This window comes from Croceibacterium mercuriale, assembly GCF_000802385.1.
Taxonomy (GTDB): domain Bacteria; phylum Pseudomonadota; class Alphaproteobacteria; order Sphingomonadales; family Sphingomonadaceae; genus Croceibacterium; species Croceibacterium mercuriale.
Window position 1 is genome coordinate 848,826 of record NZ_JTDN01000002.1, and the last position, 12,950, is coordinate 861,775.

Consider the following 12,950-nt stretch of genomic DNA (forward strand, 5'->3'; position numbering starts at 1 on the left):
GGGATCAATCGTCCGACAGGTCGATCGCCTCGATCGCCATGATGTGGGCAAGGTGGGTCAGCCCCTGTGGCAGGTTGCCCAGGTAGGCGCCGGTGCGCGGGTCGACCATCTCGCTGTAGATGCCGACGCCGCGATCCAGCGCTGTCACCAGCGTGCGGAGGTTGTCCCGTGCGCGGTCCTTCTGCCCCAGCAGCGCGCGCGCCTCGATCATCCAGAACGAACAGGCCAGGAAGCACCCTTCCTCCACCTGTACGTCGCTGTAGCGGTAGTGGAACGGTCCGCTGCCAAGCTCCTGGTCGATGGTGTCCAGCGTGCGCTCCAGCCGGCCGCGATTGCCGAAGCCGAAGCGGACGGCCAGCACCATGGCTGCATCCAGCCGGTCCGTGCCGGGGTGCAGGACATAGGCGCCCTGCGTCTCCGACCAGCAGTTCTCCTCGATCCAGTGGGCGATCCGGTCACGTTCGCGGCACCAGCGGTCACGGCAGGTGTTCGGCAACTGCCCCTGATCGACCAGCTCGACAGCGCGGGCCAGCGCCTGCCAGCAGCTGATCTTGGAGGTGGTATAATGCTCCTCCTCCGGCAGTTCCCAGATACCCGAATCCTTGCGCCGCCAATGATCGGCGCAGCGGTCGGCGATGTGGACCAGCAGTTCGGCAGTCGAGGAATCGATGAGGTTGCCGCACGCCACGAAGCGGGCAACGGTCTCGAAAATGTCGCCATAGATGCCGTGCTGGTGCTGATCGGTCGCGACATTGCCGACGCGCACCGGCCCGGTGCGACGCCAGCCGGGCACGTCGATCTCCTTCACCTGCGGTGCCGTGCCACCATCCAGGCGGTACATGACATGCAGATCCTCCTCCTGCAGCCGCTTCAGCAGCCAGGTGAGCGCAGCCTTCGCCTCCGCCTGCGCGCCTGCGGCCAGGAAGGCCTTGATCGTGTACCCGGCATCCCGCACCCAGGCGTAGCGGTAATCGTAGTTCTTCCTGCCGCCGACCGCCTCTGGCAGGGAGGTGGTGGCCGCAGCGGCGATTGCGCCGGACGGGGAGTAGAGCAGCAGCTTCAGCGCCAGCACGCTGCGGATGAAGTCGTCCCGCCACTCGCCCGCATATTCGACATAATGTGCCCAGTCGCGCCATTCCTGATCCGACAGGTCGATGCGGCTGTCGATCTTGTCCAGCGGCGGCACGACCAGCGGCTCGTCCTCCCCGGCGACAATCGCCAGCACCTCGCGGCTGCCAGGCGTCACGGTGAAATTGCCGATCACCGCCTCGTCCGTCTGGTCGCGGGTCACGCCATCACTGGTCAGGAACAGGCCCAGCATCCGTTCGACATGGAACACGTCATGATTGCCGATGCGCGACTTGTACGGGCTGGCGCCATCCGCCCGGCGACCCGGGCGCATCTCCACCCGGAACCGGACGGAGCCGTCCAGCCCGTCCACCCGCCGGGCCAGTTCGGCCCAGGGCAGGCGGCCGGCATTGCCGCTGTTCATCGATTCGGTCAGCTTCGCCCGTCCGCCGTCGGGCGTGGTGAAGACCGTTTCCAGCACGTTGCTTTCATGGCGGTAGTGGCGTTCGACAGTGAACGGGCCCTCCGGCTGGATGACGAAGCGGCCGCCATCCTCCGGGTCCAGCAGCCGGTCGAACAGCGGTTGCGAGTCCAGGTTGGGCACGCACCACCAGTCGATCGAGCCATCGGCGCCGGACAGCGCGACCGAGCGTCCTTCGCCCAGTGCGCCATAATCCTCCAGCGGCAGGTAGCCGTCCTCCCGCTGGCCGGCCTGGTGCGTTACCGGTGTGCGGTTCGGCCGCTGCAACGCCTCCAGGATCTTCACCGGAGCAGGCGCCGGGGCCACCTGCGCGCGATGCCGAGGCCGGCCGCGATGCCGCCGGCGACCAGTCCCGTGGCAATGCCGGCCTTCAGCAGGTCACGCTGGCGCGAGGTGAAGATCTCCAGCCGGCTGCCGGTCACGCGGTCGGGCGAATCGCCGTCGATCCGGGCCGGGCCCGACACGGCCTGTTCCAGGTTGCCCGGCTTGTCATCGCTCGGCGCGCCCTGCTGCGCCTCGATGAAGCCGGCCGCCTGCCAGTCGGCGAGTGCGGGCGCGAGCGCCTGACCCAGCGCCATCTTGGCCGTGGAGCGACCGACCCATGCCTCCCGCTGGGGATCGTCGATCATCTGCACGATCGCCTCCGCACACAGCCGCGGATCGTAGAGCGGATCGGGCAGGACCTGTTCGTAGCCGCTGCGGTTGCGCGCCCAGCCGGGCTGCGGCGTGTTCACCGCCGGCAGGTAGACGACCGACAGGGTGATCGGCAGGTCATCCGCGATCAGCTCCGCCCGCAAGGCATCGGTGAAGCCGGACACCGCGAACTTGGCCGCGCAGTAAGCCGCCTGCATCGGCACCGCGCGGAAGCCCAGTCCGGACGAGACCTGCACGATTGCACCGGTGCCACGCGGCTTCATGTACCGCAGCGCGGCCAGCGTGCCGTAGACTTGGCTGAGATAGGTCGTGTCCGTCACCCGGCGGTATTCCGCCGGAGTGATCTCGTCCGCCCGCGCGACCACGGTGGACATGGCGTTGTTGACCCAGGCACCGATCGGGCCGAGCTCCTCCTCGATCTGCGCCGCCGCGGCGTCAACCGCATCGGCATCGGCCACGTCGGTCGGGATCGCCAGCACGCGCTGGCCATGTTTCGCCAGCATCGCCCGTGCCTGTTCCAGCCGGGCGGGATCGCGCGCCAGGATTGCCACCTGCCAGCCATCGCGAGCCAGATGCTTCGCCGTGGCCAAGCCGATGCCGGCGCTGCCGCCGGTCACCACCGCAGTCCGGGTGGTGCTGCCGTCCTGCACCGCCATCATGCGATCCCCGCGCCGCCGGTCACGCCATAGACCTCACCCGTGATGTAGCTGCCCTCCTGGCTGGCCAGCAGCACATAGACGGGCGCGATCTCCACCGGCTGCCCCGGGCGGCCGATCTCGCTTTTGCTGCCGAACTTCTGCACGGCCTCCTGCGTCTGCCCGCCGGATGGCTGCAGCACGGTCCAGAACGGGCCGGGTGCGACCACGTTGGCGCGGACACCCTTCTCGATCAGCTGCTTGGCCAGTGCCTTGGTATAAGCGACGATGCCGGCCTTGGTGGTGGCATAGTCCAGCAGGTGCGCCGAGGGGTCATAGGCCTGCACCGACGCGGTGGTGATCACCGCGCCGCCGGCGGGCAGGTGCGGCACGGCCGCCTGCGCGATCCAGTGCAGGGCATACAGGTTGGTCTTCATTGTCCGGTCGAAATCCTCGGACGTCAGCTCGGACACATCGGGCCGGGTCTGCTGGCGTCCGGCGTTCACCACCAGGATGTCCAGCCCGCCCAGCCTCTCCACCGCCTGCGCCACCAGCGTGCGGCACCATCCCTCGTCCGTCACATCGCCCGGCAGCGCCACCGCGGTGCGGCCTTCCGCCTCGATCAGGGCGATCACCTCGGCGGCATCGGCTTCCTCGTCCGCCAGGTAGGAGATCGCGACATCCGCGCCTTCGCGGGCATAGGCGATCGCGGCGGCGCGGCCGATGCCGCTGTCGCCACCGGTGATCAGTGCCCGGCGGCCGGCCAGCCGGCCCGATCCGGTGTAGCTGGTTTCGCCATGGTCGGCCTGGGGGTCCATCTTGCGCGCCAGACCCGGCGCCGCCTGTGGCTGCTCCGGGAAGGGGGGCTGGGGATACTGGGTGCGGGGATCCTGCATCGTCAGGCGCTCGCTCATGCGGCAACTCCGTTGTTCTGGTGTTGCAGGCAGAGGTTCCGAGCGCAGCAGATGTTCCGGATTTAACACCGGAACTTTTCCGGGGGGGGGGGGGGCGGGCGCGGGCCCTAGTCGATCACGAAGTCCTCCTCCGCCTCGCGCGGGGCCAGCCGGGCCATCGCGTCGAGCAGCGCGGCCATGGCGACCGGCTTCACGATCACCTCGTCCGCGCCAGCCGCGAGGCAGCGGGTGCGCAGGTCGGGTGCCATGTCGGCGGTCACCACGATGACCGGCGCGGACTGGTTGGGGCCGATCGTCCCACGCAGCAGGCCGATTGCGGTGATGCCGTCCATGCCGGGCATCCGCAGGTCCATCAGCACCATGTCGTACGGCTTGGCCGCCAGCATCCGCAGGCCGCTCTCCGCCTCTTCCGCCTCTTCCATGGTGGCGCCGACGACGCGGAGCATGTCCCGCACGACGCGGCGGTTCATGGGATCGTCTTCGACAAACAGGACCAGCATTCTCGACGCACTCCAGCAACCCTGCAGCGGCTTTAGACCGGCAAGGTAAATAGCCTGTTAGCCGTCAGGCGGCATCGGCCAAAGGTTGCGTGAACAACCCCCGCACTGCCGACAGCAGTTGCGCACCGCTCACCGGCTTGGCCAGCACGGTCATTGCCCCGCCACTGCCCTCGGCAGAATCGCCGGCGACCAGCAGGATCGTCGGCACGGACGATTCGCGCAGGCGTGCCATCGTGCCGGGACGGCAGGCACCGGCATCGACCAGCAATCCGTCGATCCCGCCGTCCTCCAGCAGGGCCAGTGCCGCCACTTCGTCGGACAGCGGCAGCGAAGCGGCGCAATGCGGCCGCAGCAGCCCGGCCAGCTTCAGCCGCCGTGCGGGATCGGCCTCCACGATGCCGATACGGGCGGCGGACAGGGTCTGCGGCGGGGGCGACTGCTCGACGATCGCCTCCTGCACCGGCAGGTCCAGCGTGAAGCGGCTGCCATGTCCGGGTTCGCTCGCCAGCGTCAGCGTCCCGCCCAGCGCCCCTGCCAGGTTACGGCAGATGGCCAGGCCCAGGCCCGTGCCGCTGAACTGCCGGGTCATGGCACTGTCCACTTGGTGGAACGCTTCAAACACATGGGCCTGCTGGTCGGCGGGGATGCCGATGCCGGTATCTTCCACCGCCAGCATCAGGTGCCCGGCTGCCGGATCGTGCGTGGCGAGCACGCGCACCTCGCCGGTGGCGGTGAACTTGATGGCATTGGACAGCAGGTTGAACAGGATCTGGCGCAGCTTGGCGCCGTCCGTTTCCACCGGCAGCGCGCCGAGCGTCAGCTCCGCCACCAGCCGCAGCCCCTTGGCCGCGGCGCGTGCGCGCCACAGTGCGACCGCATCGTCCAGGATCGGCTGCAGGCGGGTGGGCGCCAGCTGCACGCCGATCTCCCCCGCCTCCATCTTGGCCAGGTCCAGGATATCGTCCACCAGCACGCGCATCGTCTCGCCCGCGCCATGCACCAGCTGCACCTGCTCGCGGGTCTCGCCGGCGATCTCCGGCCGGGCCAGCATCACCTGCGTCATGCCCAGGATGCCGTTCAGCGGGGTGCGGATCTCGTGACTGGTCATCGCCAGGAAGTCGGTCTTGGCCCGCAGCGCACCTTCCAGCTCGGCGTTGACGCCGGTCAGCACCGTGTTGGCATCGCGCACCTGGTTGCGGCTGCGGCGGATCGACCAGGTCGCCCAGCCCATCAGCGCCAGCAGCACGAAGGCGGCGCTGCCCAGCAGGGCGAACACGTTGGTGCGGTATCGCCCGCGCTGCCGTTCCATCTGCACGTCGCGTTCCAGCTGCCCCTGCTTCAGCTGGGCGATGCGCAGGTTCTGGTTGGCGAAGTCGAACTGCGCGGCCATCAGCTGCGAGCTGGCGGTGGCGGTCAGGGCACTCGCCTCGCTGTCGATCCGCTTGGATGCGGCGAGATGCTCGTAGGCGAGCGGGAGTTGCCCCAGGCGTCGGTAAACCTGTGCAGCCGCCTCATGAAACTCGCGGAACCTGGCGTCCGTGCGGGTCAGGTCCAGCCCGGCGAAGGTGCGCTCCAGCCAGCGGGCGGCAGCGGGGTTGTCGCCCTTCGCCGCCGCCACCTTTGCCATCACGCCATATACTGTCGAGCGCCAGCTGGCCGCCTCCGCCATGCGACTGAGCGCGAGCGCGCGATCCGCATTGCGGGCGGCCGCGGCCACCTTGCCGCCATCCACCTGCGCCAGTGCCAGGTTGCCCAGCACCCGGGCTTGCAGCAACGGGCTACCCAGTTCGCGGGCATCGTTCATTGCTGCCGCGAAGCTGGCTTCTGCTTCCTGCCAGCGGCCCAGCCGGCGCAGCGCCTCGCCCGTGGTGTTCTTCGATGCCAGGGTGATCGCCGGATCGCCGGGAAACAGCTCTTCGGCCTGCCGGTTGTAGCGCAGCATCCGTTCGGTATCGCCGGCTTCCCAGTAGATCTGGCCGATATCCTGCAGCGCCAGCGCCTGGCTGCGCGGTTCACCGGCGGCGCGGAACAGGCGGAAGGCCGTCAGCAGGTCGGTCAGCGACTGGTGCGGGCGGCCCCGTTCGCCAGCGATGAATCCCCGCGCCCGCATCAGGTCACCCTGCAGCTTGGTCCGCGGGGCATGGCGATCTGCCAGCAGCAGGGCCTGCGCGACCTGTTCGTTCGCGTCGGTCAGCCGGTTCAGTCCGATCAACGCCTCCGCGCGCAACCACAGGGCCGTGGCACGGGCCACGTCTCCCGTGTCGCCGGACAGCGCGGCCGCACGCACCAGCGCGTGGTCGGCCTCTGCCAGCGCAGCCTCCGGATCGGCCATCATGGCGGTCTTGGCCCTGGCGATCGCCCGTTCGAAGGCGAACTGCGCCGGCGTCGGGGCGGCAGGGCCGGGTGCCGCCGCGGGCAGCAGCAGCAGCGCGGTGGCAGCAAGCAGGAGGCGCGCGGGTGTCATCCTGCGGCTTGTAGGGGCGGGGCGGTTAAGGCTTCGCAAAGCCGCCCCGCCCCGCATGTCAGGGTCAGAAACCCCAGCGCAGATTGCCGCCCACGGTCCAGGCCGGCATGTCGGGGTTGCGTTCCCGCAGTTCGGCACTGCTGAACAGGCTGGCAGAACCGCGACCGCCGGCAATGTCGGTGCCATAGATTGCCTCCGCCAGCATCCGCCGGCCCTCCGGCGCGCCGATGCCGACCTCCCGCGTGACGATCCCGATCTCACCCGATTCGCGGTCGATCACCTCGCGCGCGCTGTACCGGATCGTGCCCCGTTCCATCGTCAGCGGCTGCGCCAGCGACAGGCGCAACCGGTCGGTCCCCCCCAGCACCGCCTGCTTGGCAACGCCGACCTGGAATGCGGAGCTGAGTGTATCGCCAACCTGCAATGCGGCATTGCGGTGCGATGCGCTGGTGGCCAGCGTGCCGCTGGCGAACAGGCTGAGCCCGCCGCCGACGGCCGCATCGCCCGCGATCGTCATGCCGGTACTGGCGGTGCCGTCACCGAAGTCGCCGCGATTGAGCGACCGCACGCCCAGGAAGGCACCCCTCTCCTCCAGCCGGGTGAAGGCGGTGGACAAGGCCACGCCCGCGCTCGGCCGCCAGGTCACCTTCGCCTGCGACGCAACGGCACGATAATCGTCCAGTTGCGACAGTAGCGGGGTATCGACCGGGTCGAAGAAGGCACCGCCCATGTCCTGCTCGATCGGGCGATCCTGCCGGGTCACACCCATCTGTACTTCAAGCCGAGGAGCAATGCGCAGCGTGGTGGCGACATGCGCGCCGCCGCTGGCAAAGCCGAGCAGCGGGTTGGCGCCGCCGGTCTGCGGATTGAAGTCACCCGTCATCTGCAGTCCGCCGGTGCCGCCCAGCAGGACCGCGCCGTCGCCATGGCCGAAGCCCACGCTGAAGCGGCTGTCGGGTGCGGACACCTCCACGCTGGCGCGCAGCATGGTCCGGTCGGCATGACCCATGCTCACCACCTGCTCGGTGCGCCCGCGCGTCGCGACGCTCCAGCCGCCGGGCAGCGGCGTGGCGGTGCCGGGCACCAGGTCGGTCAGCGCGGCGATGTGCCGGTTGCTGCCGCCCCCACCGATCCAGCCGATCAGGCGGTGATAGACGAATTCCTGGAAGGTGCGCCCGTTCACGCCGGCATTGAACAGCCGGTCCGACAGCGGGATCAGGAAGTCACGCTCGGCACTGTCGATCTTCTCGAACGCGGTGAAATACATGTCGTTCGCCGACCAGGACGGCCTGACGCCGCTGCGCGCCAGACTATGCGCAGTGACTTCCTGCGTGCCGTTGCCGCCGATCAGGTAGTATTTGAGCTTCCCGAAATCGAGCGGCGCCTGCGACGCTTCGATATCCAGCAGGCCGTGGCCATAGACCGGGTCCACGCCGGGCGCGCCTAGGTCCTGCGCGCTTTCCAGGATGATCTTGGCGGTGTCGCGCGGATAGTTGCGCAGCCACGGCCAGCGATCGTGCAGAAGCGCGATTGCGCCCGATACCAGCGGCGCGGCGAAGGACGTGCCGGACATGCGGGTCACGCCGCCCGCATGGTCGGCCACCAGGATCAGCTCGCCCGGTGCCACAAGGAAGCGGTTCATCAGGAGGCCGCTTTCCTTCAGGTAATCGGACTTCTCGAACTTGTCCTTGCCGTTCCAAACCGCGCGGTTCTTGCAGTCGCTGCCATCGGTGATGCAGGCGGTGCCGGGGGTGTTGGAGAAGGACGAGATCGTGCCGCCCGGATCGACCGACCCGACCACCAGGAAGGTGCTGTCTAACGCGCCCTTCATGTCGATATTGCTGGCCTGGGTGATCCCGTCATTGCCCGCGGCGATGACGTAGAGGACCTTGTCCTTCTGGCTGTCGATGACGGAGGCGCGGAACACGTTGCGCCATTCGCCCGGCAGTGTCTGCCCGCTGACGCCCAGCGACAGGTTGACGACGGAGGCACCGGCGCGTGTCACCGCATTGATGCCGGCGCGTACATCGTCCCAGTTCGCCGTCATGCTCTGGTCGAACGGGTTGTAGGCGGCGATGCGCGCGAGCGGCGCGATGCCCATCACGCCGCGGCCATCATGCGATGCGACCATCAGGCTGCCTACGGCGGTGCCATGCGGATTGTCCACATTGGCGTAGCCGCCATTGAACACCACCTTGGACGCGACATCGCTGTCCGCCGCGGCGAAGAAGTCGACCAGGCCGATCGTGGTGTTGCGTCCGCCGCCCTGCACCTGCGTCAGCGCCGGCCGCCAGTTGACCGCGTTCATCCAGTGATCGGTGTTGTCCATGCCGGACAGGCCCATCATCTCGTCGTGCCAGTCCAGCATCATCAGCTGCCGGTCGACCAGGTCCAGACGCCCCAGCGATGCCGGATCGGCGGGATCGACGTTCCAGCTGGCATAGAACCGGTCGGCGAATCCTTCGGCGAAATCCTTGCCGGTGCGCTGACGCACGACATCGCCCCAGATGGCCGCACCATCGGCTGCAATCCCTTGCCACTGCGCGGCCAACGCGGTGTAGTCGCCACTGGCATCGGCCTGCACCCACAGGCCGAGGGTGTCGTCGATCTTCGGGATGTAGCCTTCGGCGAAGGCGCGGATGTAGCCGGTCTGCGCGCTGAGATCGCCACCCACCGGGGTCAGGCTACCCCAGAAGGCGCGGATATAGCCGGTATAGGGATCGATATCCCTGTCGAACGCCCGGATGTAGCCGGTGTGGGGCGCCGCTTCCCCGGCGAATGCCCGGATGTATCCGGTGAAGGGCTGCAGGCTGCCGCCAAAGGCGCGAATGTACCCGGTCTGCGGATCGATCCCGCCGCCGAACGCGCGGATATACCCGGTCTTGGGGTCGATCTCGCCGCTGAATGCCCGGATGTAGCCGGTCATCGGGGCCGCCCGACCATCCTCGACCGGCTGCGACGTCATGGTCGGCACCGGCAGCGGCGGCGGCGTGGCCGGGCCGCCGCGCAGCATGGTGGCAAGTGCCGTGGTGCCGCTGTCTGCAGGTTCCAGCACCTGTGCCTGGGCCGGTGGCGCGGCAAACGGCAGCATGGTGGCCACCGCTGCCAGCAGGCGTCCCCTGGTGGAAAGTAAAAGCATCGTGCCCTCCCGTTGCAAGGCCGCGAATCGACCGTCAGGCAGGGGCACGTTGGCAGGGGCAGGGTATCCGGCCCGCAAAGGAACGAAGTTAAGAAGTGGTTACCACGCCCGTCCGGGGTTTGCCGCATGCACCAGCCGCACCGGCATCGCGCCGGTCTGCACCGGGGGCGCATGGCCCGGGGCATCGCGCAGGAATGCCAGCAGGTTCGGCAGCGGCATCGGCCGCGCGATGTGGTAGCCCTGCAGCGCATCGCAGCCCATGACCTGCAGCAGCGACTGGCACATCGCGTCCTCCACCCCTTCGGCGGTGACCGTCATGTCCATCGCATGAGCGAGGTCGATGGAGGCGCGCACGATCAGCGGATCGCGATTGCTGCTGGTCAGGTGGCTGACGAACATGCGGTCGATCTTCAGCTCGCTGACCGGCAGGCGCTTCAGATAGGCCAAGCTGGACAGGCCGGACCCGAAATCGTCGATCGCCACCGGCACGTTCGCTGCCGCCAGCGCGGCCAGCGTCTCGATCGCGGCCTCCGGGTCCTCGATCACGCTGGTCTCGGTGATCTCGATCCCCAATCCGCTGCCGGCACTGGCGATCATGCCCATCACCTCGGCCATGAAGCTCTGGTCGCACAGCAGCGGGCCGGACATGTTGACGAACAGGCACAGTTCGTGGCCCGCGCCGCGCAGCACCGCCTGATCGCGCAGCACCTGGCGGATCACCCAGTTGGTGATGTCGCGAATGGCGCCGGTGCGTTCGGCCAGCGTGATCATGCGGATGGTGGAGACCGGGCCCAGCGTGGGCGAGTCCCACCGGAGCAGCGCCTCTGCCGACAGGTGCGCGCCGGTGCGGCAATCCAGCTTGGGCTGGTACACCAGGTGCAGCTCGTTCGCGGCCAGCGCGCGGGGCAGGGCGCGCAGCAGGGCCAGGTCGTCCAGCTGCACCGATGACGGCAGGCCGGGATCGATCTGGCGGATGCGCCCGCCAGCGGCCGCGCCGCCCTCGCCATCGCCCGCCAGCGCGGCCAGCACGGCATCGAACATCTCGTCCGTCACGGCGCTTTGTTCTGCCGGTATTGGCGCGAAGGCGACGGTGCCGGTCAGCTGGAAGGCCACCCCGGCAATCTCCAGCCGCCGTTCCAGCAGCGCCAGGCAGCGCGACAGGTCATGCCGGGCGGCCGCCACATCCGCCGCGCGGAAGCTGAATTCGATCGAATCATGCCCGATCCGCCCTACCGACCCACCCTGCATCGCAGCCAGGATGCGGTCGGCCGCACGCACCAGGATGCGGTTGGCGATCTCGAACCCGACCGTCTGGCGCGCCGGGATGAAGCGTTCGAACTCCACCACCGCGAAGAAGCGGACCCGCCGGTCGGCATCGTGCTTGATCGGGGCATGCAGGCGGCTGGTCATGCCGGCGACACTGCGCCCGACAGGTAAAGGAGGTGTTGATGCCGCTCCCGGCACCTTTGCGGGCATCAGCCGCGCCGCTATGCGCCGGGGCGTGCTGGCCATCCTGTTCATCATCCTGCCGATCTTCGGCCTGATCCTGGCCGGCTGGGCGTTGCGGCGTACCGGCGTGTTCGGCGCGCAGACCACGACGGAACTGAACCGCTTCGTGATCTGGCTGGCGCTGCCCGCGCTGATGTTCGACATCGTCGCGGGCGCGCGCTGGGCCGACATCTGGCGGCCGGACTTCATTGCGGCATTCGGCGGCGGCGTGGTGGTGATCTTCGGGGGCACGGTGTTGATCGCGCGCGGGCTGCGCCGGCCCCTGGCGGATGCGGCGGTGGACGGGCTGAACGCGGGTTACGCCAATACAGCCTATGTCGGCTTCCCGCTCGCCGCCGCGGCGCTGGGCCCGGGGACGCGCACCGGGGTGCTGATCGCCTGCATCCTGACCATCACCATCCTGTTCGCGATCGGGCTGATCCTGGCGGAGCTGGGGCAGCAACGCGGCGAAGGCGGTCTGGGACGGATCATGTTGCGGGTGGGCAACCGGCTGGCCCGCAACCCGCTGGTGGTGGCGCCGGCGGCAGGCGCGGTGGTGCTGGCCAGCGGGCTGGGCCTGCCCGCACCGGTGCACAGCTTCGCCACCCTGCTGGGCAATGCCGCCTCTCCCTGCGCACTGGTGGCGCTGGGCCTGTTCCTGGGGGAGAAGCGCGGCGCGGGCACGCGGCACCTGCCGGCAATCGCGATGCTGACCGGGCTGAAGCTGGTGGGTCAGCCGCTGGTCACCTGGGTGCTGGCGGTGCATGTCTTCGCGCTGGATGCCGCCACCACCACGCTGGCGGTGCTGATCGCCGCGTTGCCGACCGGCACCGGGCCGTGGATGGTCAGTGCGATCTATGCCCGCGATGCGGAAGTGACGGCGCGCGTTCTGCTGGCCAGCACGGTCGGGTCGGTGGTGACGCTGACGCTGCTGCTGAACTGGCTGTAAGGCTCAGCCGCCGCCCGCGCCGCCCATCAGCATCGATATGCCGAAGCCGATCGCGGCGAGGCTGCCGGCGAACGCCACCAGCATCAGCAAGCCATCGCGCACCAGCATGGCAAGGCCGAAGGCAGCGATCGCGGCCATGGGCGCGGTGGTGGCCAGCGGGATCAGCTCCAGCGGCGGAATGGTGAAGGTCAGGGCGATGATCGCCAACGCGGCCAGCCGCTGGAACCAGGGGCTGGTCAGCGCGGGCAGGCGGCCATGGAACCAGCGGTCCAGCCGGCGGGCGAGCTCGTCCAGCTTGTCCGCCGCTTTCTTCACCTTCCTCGCCTTCGCCCCGCGACGGGTGATGAAGCCGGGCAACCACAGGGTCTTGCGTCCCAGCAGCAGCTGGACCGCCGTAATCACGATCATCACCGCCAGCAGCGTGGGCAGGGTCGGGATGGAGCCGATCGGGCTGATGTCGATCAGCGCGGGGATAAGCAGGAACGGGCCGAAGCTGCGCTGCCCCATCGCATCGACCACATCGCCGATGGTGACCCGGTCCTGCCGACCGGCCAGATCGCGCAGGCGGTCGAGTATGTCCTCCACATTGTGGACCCCGCCGCCACCATCTTGCTGTTCGTTGTCAGCCATACGGGTTTTCAATGAACATGCCCGGCGA

General features: G+C 68.9%; 9 protein-coding genes. 1 reads left to right on the forward strand and 8 read right to left on the reverse strand.

Annotation, left to right across the window (positions count from 1 at the left end; genetic code table 11):
* Nucleotides 1-4 precede the first annotated feature (4 nt).
* The 7 genes from PK98_RS13455 to PK98_RS16100 form a co-directional block, all read right to left on the reverse strand.
* Entirely contained in the window at nucleotides 5-1,828 is a 1,824-nt protein-coding gene (locus PK98_RS13455) for a glycoside hydrolase family 15 protein (RefSeq protein WP_407637632.1), read from the reverse strand.
* Between the two features lie 2 nt (nucleotides 1,829-1,830).
* Nucleotides 1,831-2,859 (reverse strand): SDR family oxidoreductase, encoded by a 1,029-nt coding sequence (locus PK98_RS13460; protein WP_039097341.1) that lies wholly within the window; start codon nucleotides 2,857-2,859, stop codon nucleotides 1,831-1,833.
* On the reverse strand, nucleotides 2,859-3,752 hold the full coding sequence (locus PK98_RS13465; RefSeq protein ID WP_039097342.1) for an SDR family oxidoreductase: 894 nt from the start codon (nucleotides 3,750-3,752) through the stop codon (nucleotides 2,859-2,861). The genes PK98_RS13460 and PK98_RS13465 overlap by 1 nt, the downstream gene beginning before the upstream one ends.
* A gap of 107 nt (nucleotides 3,753-3,859) precedes the next feature.
* Nucleotides 3,860-4,252 carry a response regulator gene (locus PK98_RS13470; protein WP_039097343.1) on the reverse strand — a complete coding sequence of 131 codons (393 nt, stop codon included), beginning with the start codon at nucleotides 4,250-4,252 and terminating at the stop codon, nucleotides 3,860-3,862.
* A gap of 64 nt (nucleotides 4,253-4,316) precedes the next feature.
* The gene (locus PK98_RS13475; RefSeq protein WP_052208692.1) at nucleotides 4,317-6,716 is read right to left on the reverse strand and encodes an ATP-binding protein; all 2,400 of its coding nucleotides are present in this window, start codon (nucleotides 6,714-6,716) and stop codon (nucleotides 4,317-4,319) included.
* 64 nt (nucleotides 6,717-6,780) lie between these two features.
* Nucleotides 6,781-9,855, reverse strand: coding sequence for a S8 family peptidase (locus PK98_RS13480; RefSeq protein ID WP_081996243.1), 3,075 nt, complete (start codon nucleotides 9,853-9,855; stop codon nucleotides 6,781-6,783).
* A gap of 99 nt (nucleotides 9,856-9,954) precedes the next feature.
* Nucleotides 9,955-11,265: an EAL domain-containing protein gene (locus PK98_RS16100; RefSeq protein WP_052208693.1), complete on the reverse strand. Its 1,311-nt coding sequence runs from the start codon at nucleotides 11,263-11,265 to the stop codon at nucleotides 9,955-9,957.
* Between PK98_RS16100 and PK98_RS13490 the strand changes: the two genes are divergently transcribed.
* Nucleotides 11,264-12,292, forward strand: coding sequence for an AEC family transporter (locus PK98_RS13490; protein ID WP_235425516.1), 1,029 nt, complete (start codon nucleotides 11,264-11,266; stop codon nucleotides 12,290-12,292). The two genes, PK98_RS16100 and PK98_RS13490, sit on opposite strands and share 2 nt — an antisense overlap.
* Before the next feature lie 3 nt (nucleotides 12,293-12,295).
* On the opposite strand, the gene PK98_RS13495 is transcribed toward PK98_RS13490, so the two are convergent.
* On the reverse strand, nucleotides 12,296-12,922 hold the full coding sequence (locus PK98_RS13495; RefSeq protein ID WP_039097346.1) for an exopolysaccharide biosynthesis protein: 627 nt from the start codon (nucleotides 12,920-12,922) through the stop codon (nucleotides 12,296-12,298).
* Nucleotides 12,923-12,950: the final 28 nt, after the last annotated feature.